Below are 24,088 nucleotides of genomic sequence, written 5' to 3' on the forward strand. Positions count from 1 at the left end.
TGATAGTTTTAATTAAAAATCTACCCAATTATCTAAATCTAATGTCCAATCATAATCGCCATAATCAATCGAGTATTTATCAGTTGTCGCTAAAATAGCATAAGATTTCAATATATCTTTTATATCATTTTTAGAGCCAAAATCCCCTCGAAACCATTTAAACAAAGGTGAAATAGTTACTATTTTCTGCTCGTTATTATAGGTGGTTGTTTTTATTAAATATTCTCTAGAGCTCATATCAAATTGTTCTTCTAACTTATCTGGCGAATAAATAGCGACAGGTGGGCAATTTTTAGCACCACAATTTAAAACAAAATGAATTCTGAAATCGCGTTCGTCAACTCGCAATTCGCGTTCAAATTTATTTGGAAACCATTTTCTAATTTTACCCAATCCTAATTTCCATTGCGATTTTCTAATTATACCATGTTCAATTTTATCAAAAGACACCATGTTGCCAGCAATAGCAATTTGTTTTTTCTTAAAAAAAGCACCTCGATCTTCATATAATTCTGGTTTTTCAGTTAATATTATTTGAATAAATGCATTGTAAATATTCACCCAAAAAGCTAGTTTTTCATTATCCGTTTTTAAATCAGTACTTAAATCTTCTAATGTGGTATTCTTTAAAATATCCTGAATGTCCTGTGTGTTTTGTCTGCTTTTAATTTTTGTTAGTAGTTGTTCTGATAGCTTATTAAAGTTCGTTTTTTCGTTTGTATTTGTTTGCGCTATTCCATGCACTGAAATCAATAGAACTGTTAGAAGTAGGATTGATTGTTTTAAAATTGTTGTTTTCATGAGTTTGTTTTTTGGTTCGATAGGATTTTAGCTATAAAAGTAAGTTCGTTATAAATCCACATCCTATAAATTTACGTATATTTCTTGTATATGGTTTTAGTTAAAAATATTTCAGTGATTATTCCCGCGCATAACGAACGGGAAAACTTAATCGTTTTAATACCACGTTTAATAACTATCTCTAAAGGTTTTAATGTTGAAATTATTATCGCTTTATCGGCGGAATCCCATGATATAGATTCTAAAGATTTTCGGTCGAAACAAGTTTCATTAATTACGTGTGCAAATAAAGGTCGTGCAGTTCAAATGAATCAAGCCGCCAAAACTGCTTTGGGAGATATTCTTGTTTTTCTTCATGCGGATGTATTGCCGCCAATAAGTTTTTTTAAGAATATTCAAGAAACAATTTCATCTGGTATGGATGCTGGTTTTTTCTCCTATAAATTTAATACCGATAATTTCTGGTTGAAAATCAATGCGCATTTCACCAAAACTGACGGGATATTTACAGGTGGTGGTGACCAATGTTTATTTATTAAAAAGTGCGTATTTGAAACGTTAGGTGCTTTTGATGAAGATCAAGTTCTTATGGAAGATTTCGAATTTTTCAAACGGATGAAGAAGGCAAAAATGCCCTATACAATTGTAAATAATGACTTAATTGTTTCGGCTAGAAAATATCATAATAATTCTTATGTAAAAGTCAATTTTTGCAATTTACTAATGGTTGTTTTATTCAAATGCGGTTATAAACCTGAAAAATTAAAAACCTTATATGACCGACTGCTTAAAACGGCATAACACCAAAAAAAAGCCTCACATTTTTTGTAAGGCTTTTAGATATTTTTATTGATAATATTATAGGTCGAATGCCGCTTTCACTTTATCTACATAGTCTAATTTTTCCCACGTAAATAATTCAACATCCAAGGTAATGGATTCACCATTTAATTGCTCAAATGTCTTGGTAATAGTTTCGTTCTTTCGTCCCATGTGTCCATAGGCAGCCGTTTCACTATACATAGGTTGGCGTAATTTCAATCTGCTTTCAATAGCAAATGGTCGCATATCGAAAATTTCAGTCACTTTCTGTGCAATTTCACCATCCGTTAAATTAAACGGACACGTTCCATACGTATCAATATAAATAGACGTTGGTTTCACCACACCAATAGCATAACTAACTTGTACTAAAATTTCATCTGCAATACCAGCGGCAACCAAGTTTTTAGCAATGTGTCGAGTTGCATAAGCTGCACTTCTATCTACTTTACTTGGGTCTTTTCCTGAAAATGCACCACCACCATGGGCACCTTTTCCTCCATACGTGTCCACAATAATTTTACGACCCGTTAAACCGGTGTCGCCATGTGGTCCTCCAATAACAAATTTTCCTGTTGGGTTAATGTGATAGGTGATATCGTCATTAAATAATACTTGAATATGTTCTGGAAGTTTCGCAACCACACGTGGAATTAGTACCTCTTTAATGTCTTTGTTTATTTGTGCTACCATTTCCTCTTCAGCTGCATTTTTATCTTCAACAGATTTTGATTTTGGCATTACAAATTCATCATGTTGTGTTGAAATTACTATGGCTTCAATACGTTGTGGTACATTGTCATCACTATACTCAATAGTTACCTGACTTTTAGAGTCTGGACGTAAATAGGTGATGTCTTTTTCTTCACGACGTAATTCTGCTAATTCTAATAACAATCTGTGCGATAAATCTAAAGCCAAAGGCATATAGTTTTCGGTTTCGCTTGTAGCATAACCGAACATCATACCTTGATCTCCTGCACCTTGTTCTTCCTTGCTAGCGCGATCTACTCCACGATTAATATCTTCTGACTGTTCATGAATGGCAGAAAACACACCACACGAACTACCATCAAACATATACGCGCCTTTGGTATAACCAATTTTATTAATGGTGTCACGGGCAATTTTCTGAACGTCTAGGTAGGTGTTGGATTTTACTTCGCCTGCTAAAACAACTTGTCCAGTTGTTACTAATGTTTCACAGGCTACCTTTGATTCGGGATCAAAAGCTAAAAAATTATCAATTAATGCGTCACTTATTTGATCTGCAACTTTATCTGGATGTCCTTCAGAAACACTTTCCGAAGTAAATAAATATGGCATAGTTTCACTTATTTATGCGTTAAACACTGTGAAAAATTATGTGATTGCTGTGGCCTGCTAGAGTAGTAGAATTGAACTGCTTTAGCATTTTTTTATGAGGTTGCAATCAGACAAATTTTCCTCTCAATTATTACTGTGCAAAAATAAGAAATTAAAATGGAACAAAATTTATTTAGACTTTTTTTCACATTTAATTTGGTTTTTACAAATTTGTGTTGCAATATTTGTGCTCACAAAGTTCAAAAACTTACTGAAATGTTATCAAGAAAGGTGGAGGGATTAGACCCGTTGAAGCCTTAGCAACCCTTAGTTCTATACTATGAAGGTGCTAAATTCTACTTAATTTTCGATTCATTTATCGAAATATTGGATAGATAACTCAAACGAAATTACTCATCTGTGATTTCAATTTTCTTTTTAACATTTTTCTATTAGGTACGCTTCTAACGAGGTCTATTTGACTTTTGGTTTAATTTATTTATTAACTCAAAAAAACTAGAAAAATGAGTATTCAAAATTTCGCAACAAAAGCGTTGCATTCTGGACATGATGTTCAGCAACATGGAGGAACAAGAGCCGTTCCTATTTATCAAACTACATCTTATGTTTTTAACAATTCAGAACATGCAGCTAATCTTTTTTCATTAAAAGAATTAGGGTTTATCTATACCCGTTTAAATAATCCTACGAATCAAATTTTACAAGATCGTTTGGCTGCAGTAGAAGGTGGCGTTGGTGCCGTGGTTTTTGCCTCTGGGACGTCTGCCATTTCTACAGGATTATTAACACTTTTAAAAGCTGGAGATCATATTGTAGCTTCAAGTAGTTTGTATGGTGGCACATTTAATTTGCTAAATGTCACTTTACCAAGATTAGGAATTACAACCACTTTTGTAAATGCTGATAATCCCGATAATTTTGCAGCAGCCGTGCAAGATAACACAAGAGCTTTCTTTGTTGAGTCTTTAGGGAACCCAAAGCTTGATGTATTAGATTTAGATGCTATTTCCGTGCATGCAAAAGCAGCTGAAGTTCCTTTTATTGTAGATAATACAGTAGCAACTTCCGTATTAGTAAAACCCATAGAGCATGGTGCAGATATTGTTATTCATTCCCTGACAAAATACATTGGTGGTCAAGGAACTTCCCTAGGAGGCGCAATAATTGATGCGGGTACTTTTAATTGGGCAAATGGAAAATTCCCTGAATTTACAGAGCCTTCAGCAGGATATCATGGTTTAAAGTATTATGAAACTCTAGGAGCTGCTTCATATACTTTTAAATTAATTTTAGAAGGTTTGCGTGATTTTGGTGGTGCATTGAGTCCAACCAATGCTTTTAATATTATTCAAGGTTTAGAAACATTGCCCATAAGAATTAAACAACATTCTCAAAATGCATTAGCATTGGCTAAATGGTTGGAAGAACAAGAAGAAGTAAGTTGGGTAAATTATCCGGGTTTAGAAAGTAGTAAATACAAATCTTTGGCAGATAAATATTTGCCAAACGGGCAGAGTGGTTTAGTGACTTTTGGTGTTAAGGGCGGATTTGAATCAGCAAAAACTATTGCAGACAACACGAAGTTATTTTCATTATTAGCCAATATTGGTGATACAAAATCCTTGATAATTCACCCAGCGAGTACAACTCATCAGCAATTAGATGAAGCGCAACAAGCAAAGGCAGGCGTAAGTCAAGATTTAATTAGGTTGTCAGTTGGTATTGAAGATCTAGAGGATTTAAAAGAAGATTTAAAAGCTGTTTTTATAATAATTAACGAATCCATTTTACAAGATTAATTAAATTTTTATAGATACTAATTATGAGCGATTTAATATTTAAAGTACAAGGAGAAAGTGCTTCTCCTGCAAAATTCATTGCAACAACAAGGAATTTTAAATTAGTAATAGACGAACCAGAAGATTTAGGTGGTACAGATGAAAATGCAAATCCTGTAGAATATATTTTAGCCGGTTTAGCTGGATGTGTAAACGTGGTTGGACACTTGGTGGCCAAAGAATTAGGGTTTACAATTAATACCTTAAAAATTGAAGTTGAAGGAAATATAAATCCAAATAAACTATTTGGAAGGTCTAATGACGAAAGAGCCGGGTTTAAGGAAATTAGTTTAAAGCTAATTCCAGAAACAGAAGCGTCTATTGAAACATTGGTAGCTTGGTTGAAAATAGTTCAAGAGCGCTGCCCTGTTAAGGATAATTTATTGAATGCGACTCCCGTAAGTCTTGAGGTTGAAAAACAATATGCCATTTAAAGCATGTCAAAATTAGAACACATCCAAATTCCAAATTTCAAATTAGAAACTGGTAAGGCAATTACTTTAAAATTGTCTTACCAATTATTTGGAAAACCTTTAGGTACAGCTCCAATTGTGCTTGTTAACCATGCGCTTACTGGAAATAGTAATGTGTCTGGAGTAAATGGTTGGTGGAAAGACCTTATTGGAACAGCCAAAGTTATCGATACGCAGGTATATACGGTTTTAGCGTTTAATATACCGGGAAATGGTTATGATGATTTTATCATTAAAGACTATAAGGGTTTTGTTGCCAAAGATATTGCAGCGCTGTTTTTAGAGGGGTTAAAAGCACTTCAAATTCATAAGTTGTTTGCCATTATTGGCGGCTCTTTAGGTGGTGGAATTGCTTGGGAAATGTTAGTTCTGAAACCAGATTTAGCAACACATTTTATTCCAGTAGCCACCGATTGGAAAGCGACTGATTGGCTTATTGCCAACTGCCAAATTCAAGAACAATTTCTTGTCAATTCTAGCAATCCGGTACACGATGCGCGCATGCACGCCATGTTATGCTATAGAACGCCAGCGTCGTTTAAGGAGCGATTTCAACGAACTAAAAACACCGATTTACAGATTTTTAGTGTCGAAAGTTGGCTGTTGCACCACGGTAAAAAATTGCAAGAACGCTATCAGCTGGCATCTTATAAATTAATGAACCAGTTATTAAAAACAATTGATGTTACTAAAGGTGGTGAGTATAGTTTGAAAATTTTAGATCGCATTCAGGCCAATATCCATATTATAGGTGTCAATTCGGATTTGTTTTTTACAGCTGAAGAAAACCGCGAAACACAAAAATATCTAGCCTTAACACATCCCAATGTGACTTATAATGAAATCCATTCCATTCACGGACACGATGCGTTTTTAATAGAATTCGAACAATTAGAAAAAATTATTTCAGGAATTTTTAAACCTGAAACAAAAAGAAATAGAATGAAAGTATTAAAATTTGGAGGGAAATCTTTAGCAAATGGCAACGGATTAGAAACTGTTCTTTCCATTATTGAAGCAAAAGTAAAAAACAAGCAGAAGATAGCAGTTGTTGTTTCTGCCAGAGGAAATGCCACCAATGAATTAGAAGTTATTCTAGAAAAGGCAGCTACCAAACAAGTATATAAACCAGAATTGGAAGCATTTAAAACCTACCAAATGGAACCTTTAAAATCTGTTGATTTTTCTGAAGAATTTTCAAAAATAGATACACTTTTAGAAGGCGTAAGCTTACTTGAAGATTATAGCGAAAAAATTAAGGATGAGGTTTTATCACATGGTGAATTACTCGCAACAAAAATTGTTACACAGTTATTACGTGAACGCTACATAAAAGCACATGCAACAGATGCAAGAACTTTAATAAAAACCGATGAAAACTTTGGAGATGCCCAACCTATTTTAGCTGTTTCTGAACAGAATGTAAAAGCGCATTTTGAAAAATATAATAACGATACGGTTCATATTGTTTCCGGGTTTATTGCTTCCAATTTAAAAAATCAAACAACGACTTTAGGTCGGAACGGAAGTAATTATACAGCGTCCTTACTCGCAAATTATTTAGACGCCGAGGAATTGGAAAGCTACACACATGTAAATGGAATTTACACGGCTAATCCTGAATTAGTCGCCGATGCTAAAACAATTAGTCAATTATCTTATGAAGAGGCGAATGAGCTTGCTACGTTTGGAGCTACTATATTACATGCTAAAACAATCGTTCCTTTAATTGAAAAAAACATCAATCTACGAATTTTAAATACGTTTAATTCTAAAGATCAAGGAACTTTAATAACATCAAAAACAACCGTGGATGGTATTAAATCGCTTTCAGTTTTAGATCATGTGTCTTTAATAAATTTTGAAGGCAGAGGACTTTTAGGAAAAGTAGGTGTAGATGCCAGAATATTTAAAACCTTAAGTACACATCATATTAGCGTCAGTATTATTGCTCAAGGCTCGTCAGAGCGTGGTATTGGTTTTATTGTTGCAGCAAATAGAGCAAAAGATGCTGTTGCTGCTTTGGAACATGAGTTTGAACATGAATTTCACACGAATGACGTGCATAAAATTTCAATTATAGACGATGTTTCCGTTATTTCAATCATTGGATTGGATTTAAGTAAATTTCATGAACCCTATAATTCGCTTATAAAAAACCAAATTGTGCCTTTACTATTCAATAATACCATTTCTGGTAAAAATGTGAGTTTGGTGGTTAAAAAAAACCAATTGCATAAAGCTTTAAATGTTATTCACGGACAGGTATTTGGCGTAGCAAAAAAAATAAATATCGCCATCTTCGGAAAAGGCTTGGTTGGAAGTACTCTAATTGATCAAATTTTAGAAAATACAGCGTCTATTTTAAAGCGAAGGAACATTCAGTTAAAGATATTTGCGATTGCGAATTCCAAACACGTTTTGTTAGATGCTTCAGGAATAGGTGAAAATTGGAAGCGCAATTTAGAGACGAATAGTATTGCAAGCTGTTCTGCTCAAACTATTATCGACTATGCTAAAAAGCATCATTTAGAAAATTTAATTGCTGTGGATAATACCGCAAATCCTGATTTTATTGATCATTATATGCCTTTGGTGGAAGCTGGTTTCGACTTGGTGTCTTCTAATAAAATTGCCAATACGGTTTCTCATAATTTTTATAAAACCTTAAGAACTAAATTAGCCGAAAACAAAAAAGAATACCTATATGAAACTAATGTAGGTGCAGGATTGCCTTTAATAGATACCATTAAATTATTACATGAATCTGGTGAGAATATCACAAGAATAAGAGGTGTTTTTTCTGGTTCCTTAAGCTACTTGTTCAATACGTTTTCTTCAGAAAGCAGGCCTTTTTCAGAAATTCTTCAGGAAGCCATTGATAGAGGATACACAGAACCTGATCCAAGAGAAGATTTATGTGGCAATGATGTGGCTAGAAAATTATTGATCCTAGCTCGTGAGTTGGATTTAGAAAATGAATTTGAGGATATTCAAATAGAAAACCTAATTCCCGAAGAATTTAGGGGTATTCCAGCTTCACAATTTTTAGAAAATTTAGATGCTTTAAACACATCATTTCAAAATAAAAAAGAGGCACAGAAGCCAGATCACGTATTGAGATATATTGGTGATTTATCGGGAGATTTATTTCAAAGTAAAGGGCAGCTAGACGTACAATTAGTTTCTGTGCCTAAAAATTCATCTTTAGGAGCATTAAAAGGTTCAGATGCTATTTTCGAAATATTCACCGAGTCTTATGGCGAAAGACCTTTGGTTATTCAAGGTGCTGGTGCTGGAAAAGAAGTTACGGCTAGAGGTGTTTTTGGAGATATTTTACGATTGGCTAAAAACAGCAACTAACTGAAATTTGTCAATTATAAATGGGGAAATTGAACGGGTCTTTTAATTAATAAATCAAATTTCTATCCAGGAGAAATAATGTTTATTAATATGACTAAGAATCCTTATTTTTGACAAAACATGATGTATTTATGAAGATATCTAAATTAGCCGAAGGTTTAAAAGGTTCGGAGATTATTAAAATTGCTGGTGAAGTGAATGCTTTAAAAGCACAAGGAGAAGTGATATATAACCAGACTATTGGCGATTTTGATTCAGATATTTTTCCAATTCCAGACTTACTAAAATCAGAAATTGTTTCAGCATATCATGATAATCAAACTAATTATCCGCAGGCAAATGGTATGGAAGCTTTGCGTGTTACCGTATCTGACTACTTATCAAGAAATTTAAAATTAGACTATTCCAAAGATGAAATTTTAATTTCTGGAGGAGCAAGACCTTTAATTTACGCAGTTTATCAAACTATTTTGGATTTGGAGGATACGGTTTTGTATCCTGTGCCTTCATGGAATAATGATGCTTATACGTATTTATCACGAAACAAAGCCGTCATCCTAGAAACCAAGGTTGAAAATAATTTTATGCCAACGGCTTCTGATATAAAACCACATATTCAACAGGTTAATTTAATTGCTTTATGCTCACCATTAAATCCAACAGGAACGACGTTTACTAAAGAAGCACTTTTGGAAATTTCAGAACTCGTTATTGAAGAAAACAAACGTCGAACCAGCCAGGATGAAAAACCGCTTTATGTGTTATATGATCAAATTTACTGGCAGTTAACGTATGGCGAAACCATACATTACAACCCTGTGGAATTGGTGCCTGCCATGCGTGATTTCACCATTTTTATTGATGGAATTTCTAAAGCATTTGCAGCAACTGGTGTTCGTGTTGGTTGGGCTTTTGGTCCTGTACATGTTATTAATAAAATGAAAGCCTTATTGAGTCATATTGGTGCTTGGGCACCCAAAGCAGAACAATTGGCAACCGCTTCGTATTTAAATCAGACGGAAGCGGTTGCCGACTATCTAACACATATTAGAACCGAGTTAAATGATAGATTAGTTTCATACTACCAAGGTTTTAACGCATTACAAACTAAAGGGTTTCCTGTGCGCGCCATACAACCAGAAGCTGCTTTGTATTTAACGGTTCAGTTTGATTTAATAGGGAAAACAACGCAAGAAGGAACAACTCTTAAAACCATTCAAGAAGTGACTAGTTTTCTACTTCATGAGGCTAAATTAGCTATTGTGCCTTTTTATGCATTTGGGACTTCTACAGATTCCAATTGGTTCAGATTATCGGTAGGAACAGCAAGAAAAGAAGATATTGACACGGTTTTTGAACTGCTAGAAAGTGCACTTCAGAAATTAATATAAGATGCTTTTAAGAAATTACATACATTTGCGCCACAAGTTTTAGAATGAAGCACCTTTTTACTTTTTTATGTTGTATCTGTTTTGTTGCGCTTTTTGCACAAGATAAACCGACGAACTCCTATTTCGACTTAAATTATTTTAAGGGAAATATAGCCCTTCATAATAATGATATTTTACATCTTATTAAAGGGCATCCGGAAGGTTTTATATTAAGTTGGAATAAAAAAACTTTCGGAAATGAAGATTGGGAACAACGTTATGGCTATCCAGATTATGGTGTTTCTTTTGCTTATCAAGATTTAAAGAATGATGTTTTAGGGACAAACTATTCACTGTATGCACATTATAATTTCTACTTTTTAAAACGGAATTTAATGTTGCGAATTGGGCAAGGTTTGGGCTATACAACCAATCCGTATGATAAATTGGAGAATCCTAGAAACAATGCCTTTGGAACATCACTTTTAAGTAGTACCTATTTGATGTTGAATTACAAACGCGAACGTATTTTTGATAAGTTTGGACTTCAAGCTGGATTTAGCTTAATTCACTATTCCAACGCTAACGTGAAAGCGCCAAACACCAGTGTTAACTCCATTGCATTTAATCTAGGTGTTACTTATAATTTAGATGAAGTAGATTCTGAATATCAATACACCATTACCAAAGAAAAATTTACGGAACGCATTAAATATAATCTAGCTTTTAGAAGTGGAATTAATGAAAGTGATGTGGTAGGAAGTGGTCAATTTCCATTCTACATTGTTTCGGCTTATGCTGATAAACGCTTAGGACATAAAAGTGCCATTCAGTTTGGTGCAGATGTGTTTTTCTCCAAATTTCTAGAGGAATTAATTTATTATAAATCCGTTTCATTTCCTGAAGAGGATGTTACAGGTGATGAAGATTGGAAGCGCGTTGGATTATTTGTAGGTCATGAATTATTTATCAATAAAATGTCCATTGAAACCCAATTGGGCTATTACGTGTATTATCCGTATGATTTTGAAGGGCAAACCTATATTCGGATTGGCTTAAAGCGTTATTTTGGCAAAAAATGGTTTGGCGCATTAACCTTAAAATCTCATGGTGCTAAAGCTGAAGCTGTTGAATTTGGCGTCGGAATCAGATTGTAATTTATGATTAAAAAACTCACATATTTCGTTGTATTATTTGCACTTTTCTCCTGCAGTAGTGAAGATGCAAACGATTGTTTTCAAAACCCAGGAACAACTATCCAGCAAACAGTTTCGGTGTCAGATTTTGAACGCATTTTAGTAAATCGTGATGTGGAACTTATTCTAAACGAAGCTCCAGATTTTTCCGTTATTATTGAAACGGGCGAAAATTTATTAAATGATGTGCAAGCTATTGTTGTTGGTAATCAACTGCAATTAACCGATAATAACACCTGTAATATGGTTCGGGATTATGGCACAACTAAAATTTATGTGTCGGCTCCAAATATTAAAGAAATTAGAAATTCGTCACAGTTTGATGTGTCATCAAATGGTGTATTGAATTATCCAAAATTAAAACTTGTTTCTGAAAATTTCAATCAAACGGACGCCTTCACTATAGGTGATTTTAGACTGATAGTAAACACCACAGATTTAATAGTGACGTCCAATAACTTATCTTCCTTTTATATATCTGGAAGTGCTGATGATGTAACTATTGGTTTCTATTCTGGAATTGGTCGATTTGAAGGCCGTAACTTAATGGCTCAAAAAGTAAAAATTTATCATCGTGGTAGTAACGATATTATTGTGAATCCTATACAAGAACTTAAAGGTGATTTATATGGAACAGGAGATCTTATTTCAGTTCAAACGCCTCCCATATTAGAAGTTGTACAGCATTATCAAGGTCGCCTTATTTTGGAGGATTAAATACTCATGATTATGACCAAATTGTAATATGAAGTTTAAAAGTGTTTTTTACGATTCTTCAATTAACTTGAAATCTATTTCTAAAAATAGAATTATTTTGGCCATTGTGTTGTTAATCGCTTCGTCTTTAGTTATTTACTCTTTCTTTTATATTCTAAGAGAGACATTCAGGGTAATGACAAGTGGTTTTGATGATTTCCCGAATATTATTTCAGAAGAAAACAGGAACTATTATAATCTATTTTTTGCCTTTTTATCTGTTGTGTTTGGTAATTCTATTGCATTCAATTATGTTTTCAGTAAACCCCAAAAAATTACCCATAGATTTAATTCAAAACGAAAACGACTATTAAACGATAACATTTTTTTAAGTTTTAATTTCTCATACTGGTTTGCAAAAATTGGGCTCTCTTTCGGTGTGTTTGCAATGTGTTGTATGGAATTTGAATTTTTTCCTTATTTCAAGCAATTCTCATTTCTTCTTATACTAGTACTCTATTTAGAATCATTAAAGTCCTTTAGTTTTTTCTTAAACAATAAAAATCGCTTAAAATTTATAGTGTTACAAGTTCTATCTTTGTCAATTATATCTTTCGGGTTAAGTAAAATTAACGTTATTGACTATAAGGGATTAGATAATGTGATGCTCGAGAACAACCCTATAATAGATTTGCCTTATTCTATTTTTTCTAGTGAGTTAAAGTCCAGAATAAATCATAATATTAATATAAAATTGAAAGAAGATAGTTTGGGAATTCTACATTTTTATAGTCACAGAGTAAAACATACTTTGGACGATTTACCAACTTTTATAAATGATGAAAGAAATTATAGACGCGAAGAAACAATTCACTTTTTAACCATTCGCATTGAAGCAAACAAAAATTTAAAGGTTTATAGTTTAAAGCGATTCGAAAAAATGCTGCTTAATTCAAATCAGAGATTAATTTCATACGGTGTACAAACAGATGAAACCGTGTTTCCGAGATATGAGCATAAGGAAATTAGAAAACGTTTAAATGGAGACTTATTAAATATGAATGATGCTATAAGCTTATTGCCAGCATTATATTTTGATTATGATTTGCGAGATTCAACTAGAACCAAGTTAAAGGATAGTGTTTTAATTTCAATCGGTAAGAACATTTCTTGGAATACTAAATTAGTATTTAATGATGATTTAATTGAGAAATTTAAAAGCAGACAATCTAAAAAAACTGTTTTTATTTATCAGATTGAAGATGTCGCTACATATCAAAACTATATAACGGTTCTTTCGTCGCATTTCGAGGCAATAAATCAATTGCGGAAGGCAAAACAAACTACTTATAATGAAAAAATTTACTTTCAATCAAAGGAATATGAGGATGAACAATATAAGTTAAGGGAAGAATTTCCAATCATAATTATGGAAGTTTTGAAATAAGAATCCTAAAGTGAATTACTTTAATATCTATTTTGTCAATTCCCGGAACAAACTTTCCAAACTCGCATTTTTCTGATTTAATTGAAGAATTTTCAATTCGTTATCATGAGCAAAATCGAATACATGAGAGCGCATATCTTCTGAAGTAGCAAAGGTGATTTCATAAATAAAATCATGAACATTCACGACATCTTTTACATGTGGTAATTTCTGTAGAAAAACGGTTTCTACACGATAATCAAATTCCACGATTACTACCTGTTCTTTATCATCGCGTAATTCTTTCAACGTTTTATTAGCTACAATTTCACCTTTATTGATAATGATAACGCGGTCGCACATGGCTTCCACTTCTTGCATAATATGTGTAGACAAGAATACGGTTTTTTCTTTACCTAACGATTTAATTAAATTTCGAATATCCACCAATTGGTTTGGATCCAGACCAGTTGTTGGTTCATCTAAAATCAAGACATCCGGATTGTGTAATAAGGCATTTGCTAAACCCACACGTTGTCTATATCCTTTGGAAAGTTGACCAATTTTTTTATGCACTTCAGGCGTTAATCCTGTTAATTCAATAACGTCTTGAATACGCTTTTTATCCACACCATAGACTGATGCATTAAAAGCCAAATATTCCTTCACGTATTGATCTAAATATAGCGGATTGTGTTCCGGTAAATACCCAACACTTTGCTGAACATTTTGTTTTTCTGAATTAACATCAAAACCATTTACTTTAGCGTCACCTTCAGAGGCTTCAATATAGGTAGTTAAAATTTTCATCATGGTAGATTTTCCAGCACCATTTGGGCCTAAAAACCCCACGATTTCAGATTTATTAACTTTAAAAGAAACTTGGTTTAACGCTTTTTGAGAGCCGTATAATTTGCTGATGTTTTCAACTTCAATAGACATAAAGTAATTACGTTTTTTCAAAAATAACATATAAATATGAAATGGAACGTACAACGAAAACCTTATATTCTTAAAATAAATAAAAAAGATTTTGTTTATTCAATTTATTAACTAATTTAGCCTTTCAAATTATGAACACAAGTACGAATAACACATATCACAATTGGTATTATTTCTTTTTTAACAAAAGGAACGAGACGCTGTATGTGTAATTTTTAATCATAAAATTAAACTATTTAAAGTCTCGATGTAAATCGGGACTTTTTTTGTTTACACTAGTTTGGTTTTGAAATTTAATAAAGAAAACAACATGACAAAGGCAGTGGCCATACAAGGAATACAAGGTTCATTTCATCATATTGTTGCAAAGCAATATTTTGGAGATTCAGTCCTATTATTGGAGTGTTTATCATTCGATGAAGCTGTAAATTCCTTATTAAATAAGGAAACAGATGCGGTTGTTATGGCGCTTGAAAACTCCATAGCAGGTTCTATTATTCCCAATTATGCGTTAATAGATACGCATGATTTACATATTGTAGGTGAGCAGTATTTGGATATTCAACACCATTTAATGGCTTTGTCAGGACAAGAAATTCAGGATATTAAAGACGTGTATTCGCATCCTATGGCTTTGTTGCAGTGTAAAGCATTTTTTAAAAAACATCCACATATAAAGCTGATTGAAGATAAAGATACAGCTGAAGTGGCTCAAAGAATTCAAACGCAGCAATTAAAAGGCGTTGCAGCTATTGCAAGTCAATTAGCAGCCGATTTATTCAAGTTAGAAATTTTAGCCAAAAGCATTCAAACCATTCAACATAACGAAACTCGTTTTGTGATTGTGAAACGTGATAATGCAGACTCTTCAAATGAAGCAACCAACAAAGCGTCTTTAAAATTCGAATTAGAACACAAACGTGGCAGTTTAGCAACTATTTTAAATGTTATGAGCGATTGCCAATTGAATTTAACCAAAATACAATCGCTTCCAAAAATTGAAACACCTTGGAAGTATGCTTTTTTTGTGGATGTCACTTTTGATACCTACAGCAATTTCCAAAAAGCACTCTCAATATTAGAAATCATGGCCGAAGACTTCAAAGTTTTAGGTCACTACAAACACGCGAAATAATGATTGAATTAGCCAATCGCTTACAAACTGTAGAGGAATACTACTTTTCGAAAAAATTACGAGAAGTAGCATTGCTTATGGCAAACGGAAAACCTATAATTAATTTAGGTATTGGAAGTCCGGATTTAAATCCGCCACAAAAAGTTATAGATGCTTTAACGGAAAGTTTCAAACACCCTAAAGCTAATCAGTATCAAAGATATCAAGGGTTACCAGAATTTCGTGAAGCCATTGTGTCTTTCTATAGAGATCAGTATGATGTGTATTTAAGTCCTTCCACAGAAGTCCTTCCGTTAATGGGAAGCAAGGAAGGTATTATGCATATTTCTATGGCATTTTTAAACCCAGGAGATCACGTGTTGATTCCTAATCCAGGTTATCCAACCTATACATCGGTAACTAAATTAGTGGGAGCGGAACCTGTTTTTTACGATTTAACGGAATCTTCAAATTGGCTTATAGATATTGAGGCGTTGGAAGAACAGGATTTATCTAAAGTAAAAATTATGTGGGTTAATTATCCGCACATGCCAACAGGAACGAATGCAAGTAATGCTTTTTTTACGCGACTTATTGCATTTGCCAAACGGCATAATATTTTAATAATTAATGATAATCCATACAGTTTTGTTTTAAACAAGGAACCAAAAAGTATGCTTCAAATTGCAGGCGCTAAAGACGTGTGTTTGGAATTAAACTCTTTGAGCAAAACCTTTAATATGTCTGGTTGGCGCGTAGGTATGGTGCTTGGAAGAGCGGAATATATTAACGCTATTTTAAAGGTGAAAAGTAATATGGATTCTGGCATGTTATTTGGCATTCAGAAAGCAGCTATTCAAGCTTTAAATTGCTCTAAATTATGGTACGTGAGTTTAAATCAGGTTTATGAAGAGCGACGGCAACTGATCTGGAAATTGGCTGATGCACTCAATTGTACCTATAATAAAAATACGAGTGGGATGTTTGTTTGGGCCAAATTACCACCTTATATGAAATCGGAAGAGTTTGTAGATTTATTATTAAAAGAGAAAAACATTTTTATAGCACCAGGAACCGTTTTTGGAAGTAATGGTGAAGGTTATGTGCGCTTTTCATTATGTGCAAGTACCGAAATAATTGAAGAAGCGTTAGCTAGAATTTAATACTATGAAAAACATATATATTATAGGTGTTGGATTAATAGGCGGAAGTATAGCCAAGGATATCAAGCATTTGAATCCTGAAATTACCATTTTTGGAATCGATTCCAGTACGGAAAATTTAGATGAAGCGTTAACACTTCAAATAATTGATCAGAAAGCTACATTTAGTGATTTAAAAAATGCTGATGCCGTTATTGTCGCCATTCCTGTTGATGCAGCTGTCAATGTATTGCCAGAAGTTTTAAATTTAGTACATGATGATGCGTTGGTTATGGAAGCTGGCTCAACCAAAGTCGCTATTTGTAAGGCTGTTGAAAACCATCCAAAACGTCGAAATTTTTTAGCAACCCATCCTATTGCTGGAACGGAGTTTTCTGGACCAAAAGCAGCATTGGAAGGTTTGTTTCAAGGGAAAACAAATATTATTTGCGAAGTAGAGAAAACGGCTTTCAATTTGCAAGAACGTGCATTAACTATTTTTAAAATTATGGGTATGCGTATTCGGTATATGAATCCGGAAGCACATGATAAGCACATTGCTTATGTATCTCATTTATCCCATATTAGTGCATTCATGTTAGGGAAAACGGTTATTGAAAAAGAAAAAAATGAACGCGATATTTTTGATATGGCAGGAAGTGGGTTTGCATCTACAGTGCGATTGGCAAAAAGCTCTCCAGATATGTGGACACCCATTTTTAAGCAAAATAAAACCAATGTTATAGAAACTTTAGATGAATATATTCAAAACTTAACCACGTTTAAAACGTATTTAGAAACGGATCGTTTTGAGGAAATTCACAAAGAAATGTCGGATACAAATTACATTAAAGATATATTAAACGGAATACAATAAATTGAAATCAAATTCCAAAAACTAAAATCCAAAACGGATTTACTTTAAAAGCGATTGGGGTTTGTTTTTCGAAATAAAAAAGAAGATTATGGAAAATAAAAAAGAATTAGGAACTTGGTTAAATAACTTCGGATTAGATCATCCGTTAGTAATTGCTGGACCTTGTAGTGCCGAAACGGAAGAACAAGTTTTAAAAATAGCGCATCAATTAAAAGATACAGATGCAACAGTTTTAAGAGCTGGAATTTGGAAACCACGGACAAGACCTGGGAATTTTGAAGGTGTTGGTGCTTTAGGATTAAAATGGTTACAAAAAGCTAAAGAAGAAACAGGTATGTTGATTGCGACGGAAGTTGCTAACACAAATCACGTGGAATTAGCGTTAAAACATGATGTTGATGTACTTTGGATTGGTGCGCGAACAACAGTTAGTCCGTTTATTGTTCAAGAAATTGCAGATGCGCTAAAAGGAACGGATAAACCTGTTTTGGTGAAAAACCCTGTGAATCCAGATTTGGCTTTATGGTTAGGTGCTGTTGAACGTTTCTACACAGCTGATATTAAAAATTTAGGTGTTATACATCGCGGGTTTTCAACCTATGAAAAAACACGTTATAGAAATAATCCAGAATGGCAATTACCAATCGATTTGCAACATCGTTTTCCAGATTTACCGCTAATTTTAGATCCATCGCATATTGCTGGTCGTCGTGATATTATTTTCGACTTATGTCAAACGGCTCTCGATTTAAATTATGATGGTTTAATGGTAGAAACTCATTTTGATCCAGACAATGCGTGGAGTGATGCTGCACAGCAAATTACACCAGCAACGCTTGTTCAATTTATGGACGATTTGAAGATTAGAAAAGAAACAGGTGAAGCCACCGAATTCAAGAATAAAATCAACACCATGCGAACGCAAATTGATGTGATTGACCATCAGTTAATTGATATGTTAGGCAAGCGTATGAAAGTTGCTGATGATATTGGATCGCTTAAAAAAGCACATAATGTAGCCGTTTTGCAAACCAAACGTTGGAATGAAATATTAGGTAAGATGATTCTCCAAGGTGAAGAAAAGAATCTTAGCGAAGAGTTTATTTTACGTGTTTTTAAAGCCGTTCATCAAGAATCCATAAACCATCAGGAAAAAATTATCAAGAAGTAATTCATGTGTTTTTTTTCCGATTAATTTTTCGCTATAAATTAATATCGCATCTTTGTAATAATGACAGGAATCGTTTATAAATCTACAGGAAGTTGGTACACCGTGAAAACGGATTTAGGTGCCGTTTACCCATGTCGTATTAAGGGTAAATTTCGAATGAAAGGAATCAAGAGCACCAATCCGGTAGCTGTTGGTGATCGTGTGGATTTTGATCTGGATTATGACAATAACGAAGAACCTGTTGGTGTGATTACCGTGATTCACGATCGGAAAAATTATATTGTTCGAAAATCGGTTAACCTATCCAAGCAAACCCATATAATTGCCGCCAATATTGACCAGGTTTTTTTATTGATAACTATTGATAATCCACCAACATTTACCAGTTTTATCGACCGGTTTTTGGTGACGGCTGAAGCGTATTCCATCAAAACAGTTCTACTTTTTAATAAAGTAGATACCTATGATGAAGACACGTTGAATGAGGTGAAATATCTAGCACATGTGTATCGAAAAATTGGATATGAATGTATCGGTATTTCGGCAACAACCGGAAAAAATATTGAAAAGGTTAAAGATTTAATGACTGGGAAGGTTAGCATGTTTGCTGGACATTCAGGAGTTGGAAAATCTACTTTAGTCAATGCCATTGAGCCTGAATTGGATTTGAAAACTAAAGCCATTTCAACGCAACATTCGCAAGGGCAACACACAACGACTTTTGCTGAAATGTTCGATTTAAGTTTTGATGCTAAAATTATTGACACGCCAGGAATTAAAGGCTTTGGTGTGGTAGATATGGATAAGGAAGAAATTAGTGATTATTTTCCAGAGTTTTTCGCTTTAAAACAAGACTGCAAGTTTAATAATTGTATTCATGTTGAAGAACCACAATGTGCTGTTAAAGATGCCTTGGAAGCTAATGAAGTTGCTGCATCGCGTTACCGAAGTTACCTACAAATTCTAGAAGGTGATGAAGATCATTTCCGAACAGAAGAATGGATGAAATAATTTCTAAAAACTGATAAATAATATCCCCAAAAGTTAATTTCTTATTTAGATGAAAGCAGTTATTCAAAGGGTTTCTCAAGCAAGTGTTACAATTAATGATAAGAAAGTAGCGTCCATAAATTCTGGTTTATTGGTGTTATTAGGCATTGTAAATGCCGATACAGCCGAAGATATTACATGGCTTTCCAATAAAATTGTGAATATGCGTATTTTTCAAGATGCAGAAGGCGTCATGAACAATTCCATATTAGATAATCAAGGGGATGTTATTGTAGTCAGTCAATTTACTTTACATGCCAATACTAAAAAAGGCAACAGACCCAGTTATATAAAAGCAGCAAAGCCAGATGTGGCTATTCCGTTGTATCAGGATTTTATTAAGCAAATAGAGGCTGATTTAGGGAAGCACATTCAAACGGGTGAATTTGGTGGAGATATGCAAGTCGCATTAATTAATGATGGACCTGTTACAATTATTATGGATACTAAAAACAAAGACTAATGAATATTGAAAATGCACAATTAGCCGTTGATGAATGGATAAAAGAACATGGCGTTCGGTATTTTAACGAGTTGACCAATATGGCACAACTAACTGAAGAAGTTGGGGAAGTTGCTCGAATTATTGCCCGTCGTTATGGTGAACAAAGCGAAAAAGAAAGCGATAAAAATAAAGATTTAGGCGAAGAATTAGCCGATGTCGTTTTTGTGGTTTTATGTTTAGCAAATCAAACGGGTATTGACTTGCAAGCTGCTTTCGATAAAAAATTAGATATCAAAACGAAACGCGACCATGAGCGTCATCAAAATAATCCGAAGTTGAAATAATGTAATTGTTTTGTAATAAGTGACGGTTATGATTTTGTATGTAGATTAATTTTATCAATATGTTGCTCCTCCGGAGCTTTTAACCTGCAAATAATGCAAGTGCTATTAATATATCGCTCCTCTGGAGCATAAATTTGTTAAATTAATGAACCTCATACTTCAAAAATCAGTAATCAAAAGTCAGCAATCTCCAATCAACATCACAGGTTCAAAAAGTGAATCCAACAGATTGTTATTGCTACAAGCTTTGTATCCTGAAATTCGGATTCGTAATTTATCAAATTCAGACGATACGGTTTTTATGGCAAAAGCTTTGTCTAGCCATTCCAATTCAATTGATGTGCATCACGCTGGAACAGCCATGCGGTTTTTAACCGCTTATTTTGCGGTTCAAGAAAACCGAACGGTTACTATAACAGGTTCCGAGCGCATGAAAGAACGGCCCATTCAAATTCTGGTTGATGCTTTAAATCAATTAGGTGCAAATGTTTCTTATCTTGAAAATCCAGGGTTTCCACCTTTGCAAATAGAAGGTCAGAAACTAACTAAAAATCAAGTGACTATTAAAGCAGGTGTGAGTAGTCAATATATTTCGGCTTTATTACTCATTGGATCTAAATTGGAGAATGGACTGCATGTAACGTTAGATGGAGAAATTACGTCCATTCCATATATAAAAATGACGCTTCAACTATTGAATCAAATTGGTGTGGAAACCTCTTTTGAAAAGAATCTCATTCAAATTAAACCATTAAAAGAATTAAAGGAAAGGGAATTAACTGTTGAAAGCGATTGGTCTTCAGCTTCCTATTTTTACAGTTTAATAGCTTTAAGTACCATAGAAACTGAAATTTCTTTAACATCCTATAAAATGGATAGTTTGCAAGGCGATTCTGTTTTAGCCGAAATTTACAAACAATTTGGTGTATCAACATCTTTTCATGAGAATCGCATCACACTAAAAAAAGTAGCCGGAATAAATTCTTCTGTAGAAATAAAATTAGATTTAGTTAACGCACCAGATATTGCCCAAACTATTGCTGTTTCCTGCTTCGGTTTAGGAATAGCGTGTCACTTAACAGGTTTACACACGCTCAAAATTAAAGAAACGGATCGGTTAGTGGCTTTAAAAACAGAATTAGAAAAATTAGGCGCTACTGTAATTATTACGGAAGATAATTTGCAATTAAAAGCAACGTCCACCATAAAAAAAGATATTGCCATAGATACCTACAACGATCATAGAATGGCTATGGCTTTTGCACCATTAGCATTAAAAACAGACTTGGTTATTCATGACGCTGGCGTGGTTTCAAAATCATATCCGTCATTTTGGAACGACTTGAAAGCCACTGGAATTAGGCTATCTGAATAATAAATGGCTAAATACTTGACAACGCCTACTTTCAGGTTGTATATTTGCAACCTTTGCGAGTAAAATTATTAACTTCTAAAACATATACGTCTATCAAAAAAATGAAATTATCGCATTTTAACTTCGAGTTACCTGAGGAGTTATTAGCGGAATATCCTTCTGAAAACAGGGATGAGTCACGTTTAATGGTATTAAACAGAAAAGATCAAACGATCGAACACAAAATGTTTAAAGATATTATCGATTATTTTGAAGAAGATGATGTCATGATTTTAAACGACACCAAAGTTTTTCCAGCTAGACTATATGGAAATAAGGAGAAAACCGGTGCGCGGATTGAAGTGTTTTTATTGCGTGAGTTAAATGAAGAACAACGCCTTTGGGATGTGTTGGTAGATCCAGCTAGAAAAATCCGTATTGGTAATAAATTGTATTTCGGTGAAGGCGAATCTTTAGTTGCTGAAGTCATTGATAATACCACCTCTAGAGGTAGAACACTTCGTTTTTTATATGATGGTTCTTATAGAGATTTCAGAGTAAAATTAACAGAGCTTGGAGAAACACCACTTCCAAAATACATCAAGCGTGAAGTGGAGCCGGAAGATGAAGAGCGTTACCAAACTATTTTTGCTAAAAATGAAGGTGCTGTAGCAGCTCCAACAGCTGGTTTACATTTCTCGAGACATTTATTAAAGCGTTTAGAAATTAAAGGTGTTAAGTTTGCGGATGTAACCTTGCATGTTGGTTTAGGAACGTTTAACCCTGTTGAGGTTGAAGATTTATCCAAGCATAAAATGGATAGTGAAGAAATCATTATTAAGAAGCCGACAACGGAAATTATTAATAAAGCGATTAAAGAGAAAAGACGTATTTGTGCAGTTGGTACAACGGCTATGCGATCTGTAGAAAGTGCTGTTTCGTCTAGTGGAACCTTGAATGAATTTGATGGCTGGTCCAATAAATTTATTTTCCCACCTTACGATTTTAGTATCGCAAATTGTATGATTACCAATTTCCACACACCAAAATCAACACTTTTAATGATGGCTTCAGCTTTTGCTGGTCATGAATTTATTAAGAAAGCGTATGATGAGGCTGTTAAAGAAAAGTACAAATTTTATAGCTATGGTGATGCCATGCTAATTATATAATAAACATGTTTAAAAGCCTTGTTTTTACAAGGCTTTTTTATTTTATTTTTTTACGTTTTATAGATCTTATATGAGTGATAAAAAAGACATACGCGCTTTAACCAAAGACCAATTGCGAGGCTTTTTTGAAAAAGAAGGTGATCAAGCATTTCGTGGTAATCAGGTTTATGAATGGCTTTGGAGTAAATCGGCACATACCTTCGCCGATATGACCAACTTGTCCAAAGAAACACGTGCTATGCTTGAAAACAACTTTGTTATTAATCATATTAAGGTGGATGACATGCAAAGGAGTAGTGATGGCACGATTAAAAATGCTGTTAAGCTACATGATGGGTTAATTGTGGAATCGGTTTTAATACCTACTAAAACGCGTACAACGGCTTGTGTATCTAGTCAGGTTGGTTGTAGTTTGGATTGCTTGTTTTGTGCTACGTCTCGTTTAAAACGTATGCGTAATTTAAACCCGGATGAAATTTATGACCAGGTGGTTGCTATTGATAGAGAAAGTCGTTTATATCATGACAGGCCGTTAAGTAATATTGTGTTTATGGGAATGGGTGAACCGCTTATGAACTATAATAATGTACTGAAAGCCATTGATAAAATTACATCACCTGAAGGTTTAGGTATGTCGCCAAAACGCATTGTGGTGTCCACATCAGGTGTGCCTAAGATGATTAAAAAAATGGCAGATGAAAAGGTTAAATTTAAATTAGCCGTTTCCTTACATTCTGCTATTGATGAGGTTCGAACCACTATTATGCCCTTTAATGCTACGTTTCCATTAAAAGATTTACGTGAAGCTTTGGAGTATTGGTATGCCCAGACAAAAAATAGAATTACCTATGAGTATGTGGTTTGGAAAGGAATTAATGATCAGAAAAAGGATGTAGATGCCTTAATAGAATTCTGCAAGTTTGCGCCTAGTAAGGTGAATTTAATTGAGTACAACCCAATTGATGATGGTATGTTTCAACAAGCACATGATGAAGCTATTGATATGTATGTAAACATGCTAGAAAAAAATAATATTACAGTTACCGTAAGGCGTTCACGAGGTAAAGATATTGATGCCGCTTGTGGGCAGTTAGCCAATAAGAGTTCATAAAAAAAGGCTACTTAATTATAAGTAGCCTTTTTAATTTAATAGTAGTTATTTATAA

21 protein-coding genes and 1 riboswitch are annotated in these 24,088 nt (G+C 33.9%); of the genes, 18 read left to right on the forward strand and 3 right to left on the reverse strand.

Annotated elements, in window-relative coordinates; translation table 11 throughout:
* Positions 1 to 12: 12 nt before the first annotated feature.
* The gene (locus ES675_RS05555; protein WP_066248423.1) at positions 13 to 801 is read right to left on the reverse strand and encodes a DUF547 domain-containing protein; all 789 of its coding nucleotides are present in this window, start codon (positions 799 to 801) and stop codon (positions 13 to 15) included.
* Positions 802 to 915: 114 nt separating this feature from the next.
* On the opposite strand from ES675_RS05555, the gene ES675_RS05560 reads away from it, so the two are divergent.
* Positions 916 to 1,602: a glycosyltransferase gene (locus ES675_RS05560; protein WP_246126208.1), complete on the forward strand. Its 687-nt coding sequence runs from the start codon at positions 916 to 918 to the stop codon at positions 1,600 to 1,602.
* 57 nt (positions 1,603 to 1,659) lie between these two features.
* Here ES675_RS05560 and metK read toward each other — a convergent pair whose 3' ends face one another.
* Positions 1,660 to 2,949, reverse strand: a complete 1,290-nt coding sequence (gene metK, locus ES675_RS05565; RefSeq protein WP_066248434.1) for a methionine adenosyltransferase — start codon at positions 2,947 to 2,949, stop codon at positions 1,660 to 1,662.
* A 255-nt stretch (positions 2,950 to 3,204) separates the two neighbouring features.
* A riboswitch (SAM riboswitch) is annotated at positions 3,205 to 3,330 on the forward strand.
* A gap of 122 nt (positions 3,331 to 3,452) precedes the next feature.
* Here metK and ES675_RS05570 point away from each other — a divergent pair.
* From ES675_RS05570 to ES675_RS05600, 7 genes are all read left to right on the forward strand, one after another.
* Complete coding sequence (locus ES675_RS05570) at positions 3,453 to 4,748, forward strand: O-acetylhomoserine aminocarboxypropyltransferase/cysteine synthase family protein (protein WP_066248436.1); 1,296 nt, start codon at positions 3,453 to 3,455, stop codon at positions 4,746 to 4,748.
* A 23-nt stretch (positions 4,749 to 4,771) separates the two neighbouring features.
* Positions 4,772 to 5,221: an OsmC family protein gene (locus tag ES675_RS05575; protein ID WP_066248439.1), complete on the forward strand. Its 450-nt coding sequence runs from the start codon at positions 4,772 to 4,774 to the stop codon at positions 5,219 to 5,221.
* Positions 5,222 to 5,224: 3 nt separating this feature from the next.
* A complete protein-coding gene (gene thrA / locus ES675_RS05580) occupies positions 5,225 to 8,623 on the forward strand; it encodes a bifunctional aspartate kinase/homoserine dehydrogenase I (RefSeq protein WP_066248445.1) in 3,399 nt (1,132 codons plus the stop codon).
* 131 nt (positions 8,624 to 8,754) lie between these two features.
* On the forward strand, positions 8,755 to 10,014 hold the full coding sequence (locus ES675_RS05585) for a pyridoxal phosphate-dependent aminotransferase (RefSeq protein ID WP_066248448.1): 1,260 nt from the start codon (positions 8,755 to 8,757) through the stop codon (positions 10,012 to 10,014).
* A gap of 44 nt (positions 10,015 to 10,058) precedes the next feature.
* Positions 10,059 to 11,150 (forward strand): acyloxyacyl hydrolase, encoded by a 1,092-nt coding sequence (locus ES675_RS05590; protein ID WP_066248449.1) that lies wholly within the window; start codon positions 10,059 to 10,061, stop codon positions 11,148 to 11,150.
* Between the two features lie 3 nt (positions 11,151 to 11,153).
* Positions 11,154 to 11,906 carry a head GIN domain-containing protein gene (locus tag ES675_RS05595; protein WP_066248453.1) on the forward strand — a complete coding sequence of 251 codons (753 nt, stop codon included), beginning with the start codon at positions 11,154 to 11,156 and terminating at the stop codon, positions 11,904 to 11,906.
* 67 nt (positions 11,907 to 11,973) lie between these two features.
* Positions 11,974 to 13,332 carry a hypothetical protein gene (locus ES675_RS05600; RefSeq protein WP_148367290.1) on the forward strand — a complete coding sequence of 453 codons (1,359 nt, stop codon included), beginning with the start codon at positions 11,974 to 11,976 and terminating at the stop codon, positions 13,330 to 13,332.
* A gap of 27 nt (positions 13,333 to 13,359) precedes the next feature.
* Here the strand turns inward: ES675_RS05600 and gldA are convergent, their stop codons facing one another.
* Positions 13,360 to 14,253: a gliding motility-associated ABC transporter ATP-binding subunit GldA gene (gene gldA / locus ES675_RS05605; RefSeq protein ID WP_066248609.1), complete on the reverse strand. Its 894-nt coding sequence runs from the start codon at positions 14,251 to 14,253 to the stop codon at positions 13,360 to 13,362.
* Positions 14,254 to 14,563: 310 nt separating this feature from the next.
* Here gldA and ES675_RS05610 point away from each other — a divergent pair, with 310 nt between their 5' ends.
* The 10 genes from ES675_RS05610 (at position 14,564) to rlmN (ending at position 24,033) form a co-directional block, all read left to right on the forward strand.
* Positions 14,564 to 15,388 carry a prephenate dehydratase gene (locus ES675_RS05610; protein WP_066248461.1) on the forward strand — a complete coding sequence of 275 codons (825 nt, stop codon included), beginning with the start codon at positions 14,564 to 14,566 and terminating at the stop codon, positions 15,386 to 15,388.
* Positions 15,388 to 16,530 carry a pyridoxal phosphate-dependent aminotransferase gene (locus tag ES675_RS05615; protein ID WP_066248463.1) on the forward strand — a complete coding sequence of 381 codons (1,143 nt, stop codon included), beginning with the start codon at positions 15,388 to 15,390 and terminating at the stop codon, positions 16,528 to 16,530. The genes ES675_RS05610 and ES675_RS05615 overlap by 1 nt, the downstream gene beginning before the upstream one ends.
* A 4-nt stretch (positions 16,531 to 16,534) precedes the next feature.
* Entirely contained in the window at positions 16,535 to 17,386 is an 852-nt protein-coding gene (locus tag ES675_RS05620) for a prephenate dehydrogenase (protein WP_066248467.1), read from the forward strand.
* A gap of 88 nt (positions 17,387 to 17,474) precedes the next feature.
* Positions 17,475 to 18,557: a bifunctional 3-deoxy-7-phosphoheptulonate synthase/chorismate mutase type II gene (locus ES675_RS05625; protein ID WP_066248470.1), complete on the forward strand. Its 1,083-nt coding sequence runs from the start codon at positions 17,475 to 17,477 to the stop codon at positions 18,555 to 18,557.
* A gap of 60 nt (positions 18,558 to 18,617) precedes the next feature.
* Positions 18,618 to 19,568 (forward strand): ribosome small subunit-dependent GTPase A, encoded by a 951-nt coding sequence (gene rsgA, locus ES675_RS05630; RefSeq protein ID WP_066248473.1) that lies wholly within the window; start codon positions 18,618 to 18,620, stop codon positions 19,566 to 19,568.
* Between the two features lie 49 nt (positions 19,569 to 19,617).
* Entirely contained in the window at positions 19,618 to 20,070 is a 453-nt protein-coding gene (dtd, locus tag ES675_RS05635) for a D-aminoacyl-tRNA deacylase (RefSeq protein WP_066248478.1), read from the forward strand.
* Positions 20,070 to 20,396 carry a nucleotide pyrophosphohydrolase gene (locus ES675_RS05640; RefSeq protein ID WP_066248482.1) on the forward strand — a complete coding sequence of 109 codons (327 nt, stop codon included), beginning with the start codon at positions 20,070 to 20,072 and terminating at the stop codon, positions 20,394 to 20,396. The genes dtd and ES675_RS05640 overlap by 1 nt, the downstream gene beginning before the upstream one ends.
* Before the next feature lie 145 nt (positions 20,397 to 20,541).
* A complete protein-coding gene (locus ES675_RS05645; protein WP_066248484.1) occupies positions 20,542 to 21,771 on the forward strand; it encodes a 3-phosphoshikimate 1-carboxyvinyltransferase in 1,230 nt (409 codons plus the stop codon).
* A gap of 101 nt (positions 21,772 to 21,872) precedes the next feature.
* On the forward strand, positions 21,873 to 22,922 hold the full coding sequence (gene queA, locus ES675_RS05650) for a tRNA preQ1(34) S-adenosylmethionine ribosyltransferase-isomerase QueA (RefSeq protein ID WP_066248611.1): 1,050 nt from the start codon (positions 21,873 to 21,875) through the stop codon (positions 22,920 to 22,922).
* A 70-nt stretch (positions 22,923 to 22,992) separates the two neighbouring features.
* Positions 22,993 to 24,033 (forward strand): 23S rRNA (adenine(2503)-C(2))-methyltransferase RlmN, encoded by a 1,041-nt coding sequence (rlmN, locus tag ES675_RS05655; RefSeq protein ID WP_066248488.1) that lies wholly within the window; start codon positions 22,993 to 22,995, stop codon positions 24,031 to 24,033.
* Positions 24,034 to 24,088 lie beyond the last annotated feature (55 nt).

Origin of the sequence: Algorimicrobium algoritergicola, assembly GCF_008086165.1 — a bacterium.
Taxonomy (GTDB): Bacteria; Bacteroidota; Bacteroidia; order Flavobacteriales; family Flavobacteriaceae; genus Algorimicrobium; species Algorimicrobium algoritergicola.

Coding starts and splice junctions, on each gene's coding strand:
- ES675_RS05555 (WP_066248423.1), bottom strand. CDS start 801: ATGAAAACAACAATTTTAAAACAATCAATCCTACTTCTAACAGTTCTA.
- metK (WP_066248434.1), bottom strand. CDS start 2,949: ATGCCATATTTATTTACTTCGGAAAGTGTTTCTGAAGGACATCCAGAT.
- ES675_RS05570 (WP_066248436.1), top strand. CDS start 3,453: ATGAGTATTCAAAATTTCGCAACAAAAGCGTTGCATTCTGGACATGAT.
- ES675_RS05575 (WP_066248439.1), top strand. CDS start 4,772: ATGAGCGATTTAATATTTAAAGTACAAGGAGAAAGTGCTTCTCCTGCA.
- thrA (WP_066248445.1), top strand. CDS start 5,225: ATGTCAAAATTAGAACACATCCAAATTCCAAATTTCAAATTAGAAACT.
- ES675_RS05585 (WP_066248448.1), top strand. CDS start 8,755: ATGAAGATATCTAAATTAGCCGAAGGTTTAAAAGGTTCGGAGATTATT.
- ES675_RS05590 (WP_066248449.1), top strand. CDS start 10,059: ATGAAGCACCTTTTTACTTTTTTATGTTGTATCTGTTTTGTTGCGCTT.
- ES675_RS05595 (WP_066248453.1), top strand. CDS start 11,154: ATGATTAAAAAACTCACATATTTCGTTGTATTATTTGCACTTTTCTCC.
- gldA (WP_066248609.1), bottom strand. CDS start 14,253: ATGTCTATTGAAGTTGAAAACATCAGCAAATTATACGGCTCTCAAAAA.
- ES675_RS05610 (WP_066248461.1), top strand. CDS start 14,564: ATGACAAAGGCAGTGGCCATACAAGGAATACAAGGTTCATTTCATCAT.
- ES675_RS05615 (WP_066248463.1), top strand. CDS start 15,388: ATGATTGAATTAGCCAATCGCTTACAAACTGTAGAGGAATACTACTTT.
- ES675_RS05620 (WP_066248467.1), top strand. CDS start 16,535: ATGAAAAACATATATATTATAGGTGTTGGATTAATAGGCGGAAGTATA.
- ES675_RS05625 (WP_066248470.1), top strand. CDS start 17,475: ATGGAAAATAAAAAAGAATTAGGAACTTGGTTAAATAACTTCGGATTA.
- rsgA (WP_066248473.1), top strand. CDS start 18,618: ATGACAGGAATCGTTTATAAATCTACAGGAAGTTGGTACACCGTGAAA.
- dtd (WP_066248478.1), top strand. CDS start 19,618: ATGAAAGCAGTTATTCAAAGGGTTTCTCAAGCAAGTGTTACAATTAAT.
- ES675_RS05640 (WP_066248482.1), top strand. CDS start 20,070: ATGAATATTGAAAATGCACAATTAGCCGTTGATGAATGGATAAAAGAA.
- ES675_RS05645 (WP_066248484.1), top strand. CDS start 20,542: ATGAACCTCATACTTCAAAAATCAGTAATCAAAAGTCAGCAATCTCCA.
- queA (WP_066248611.1), top strand. CDS start 21,873: ATGAAATTATCGCATTTTAACTTCGAGTTACCTGAGGAGTTATTAGCG.
- rlmN (WP_066248488.1), top strand. CDS start 22,993: ATGAGTGATAAAAAAGACATACGCGCTTTAACCAAAGACCAATTGCGA.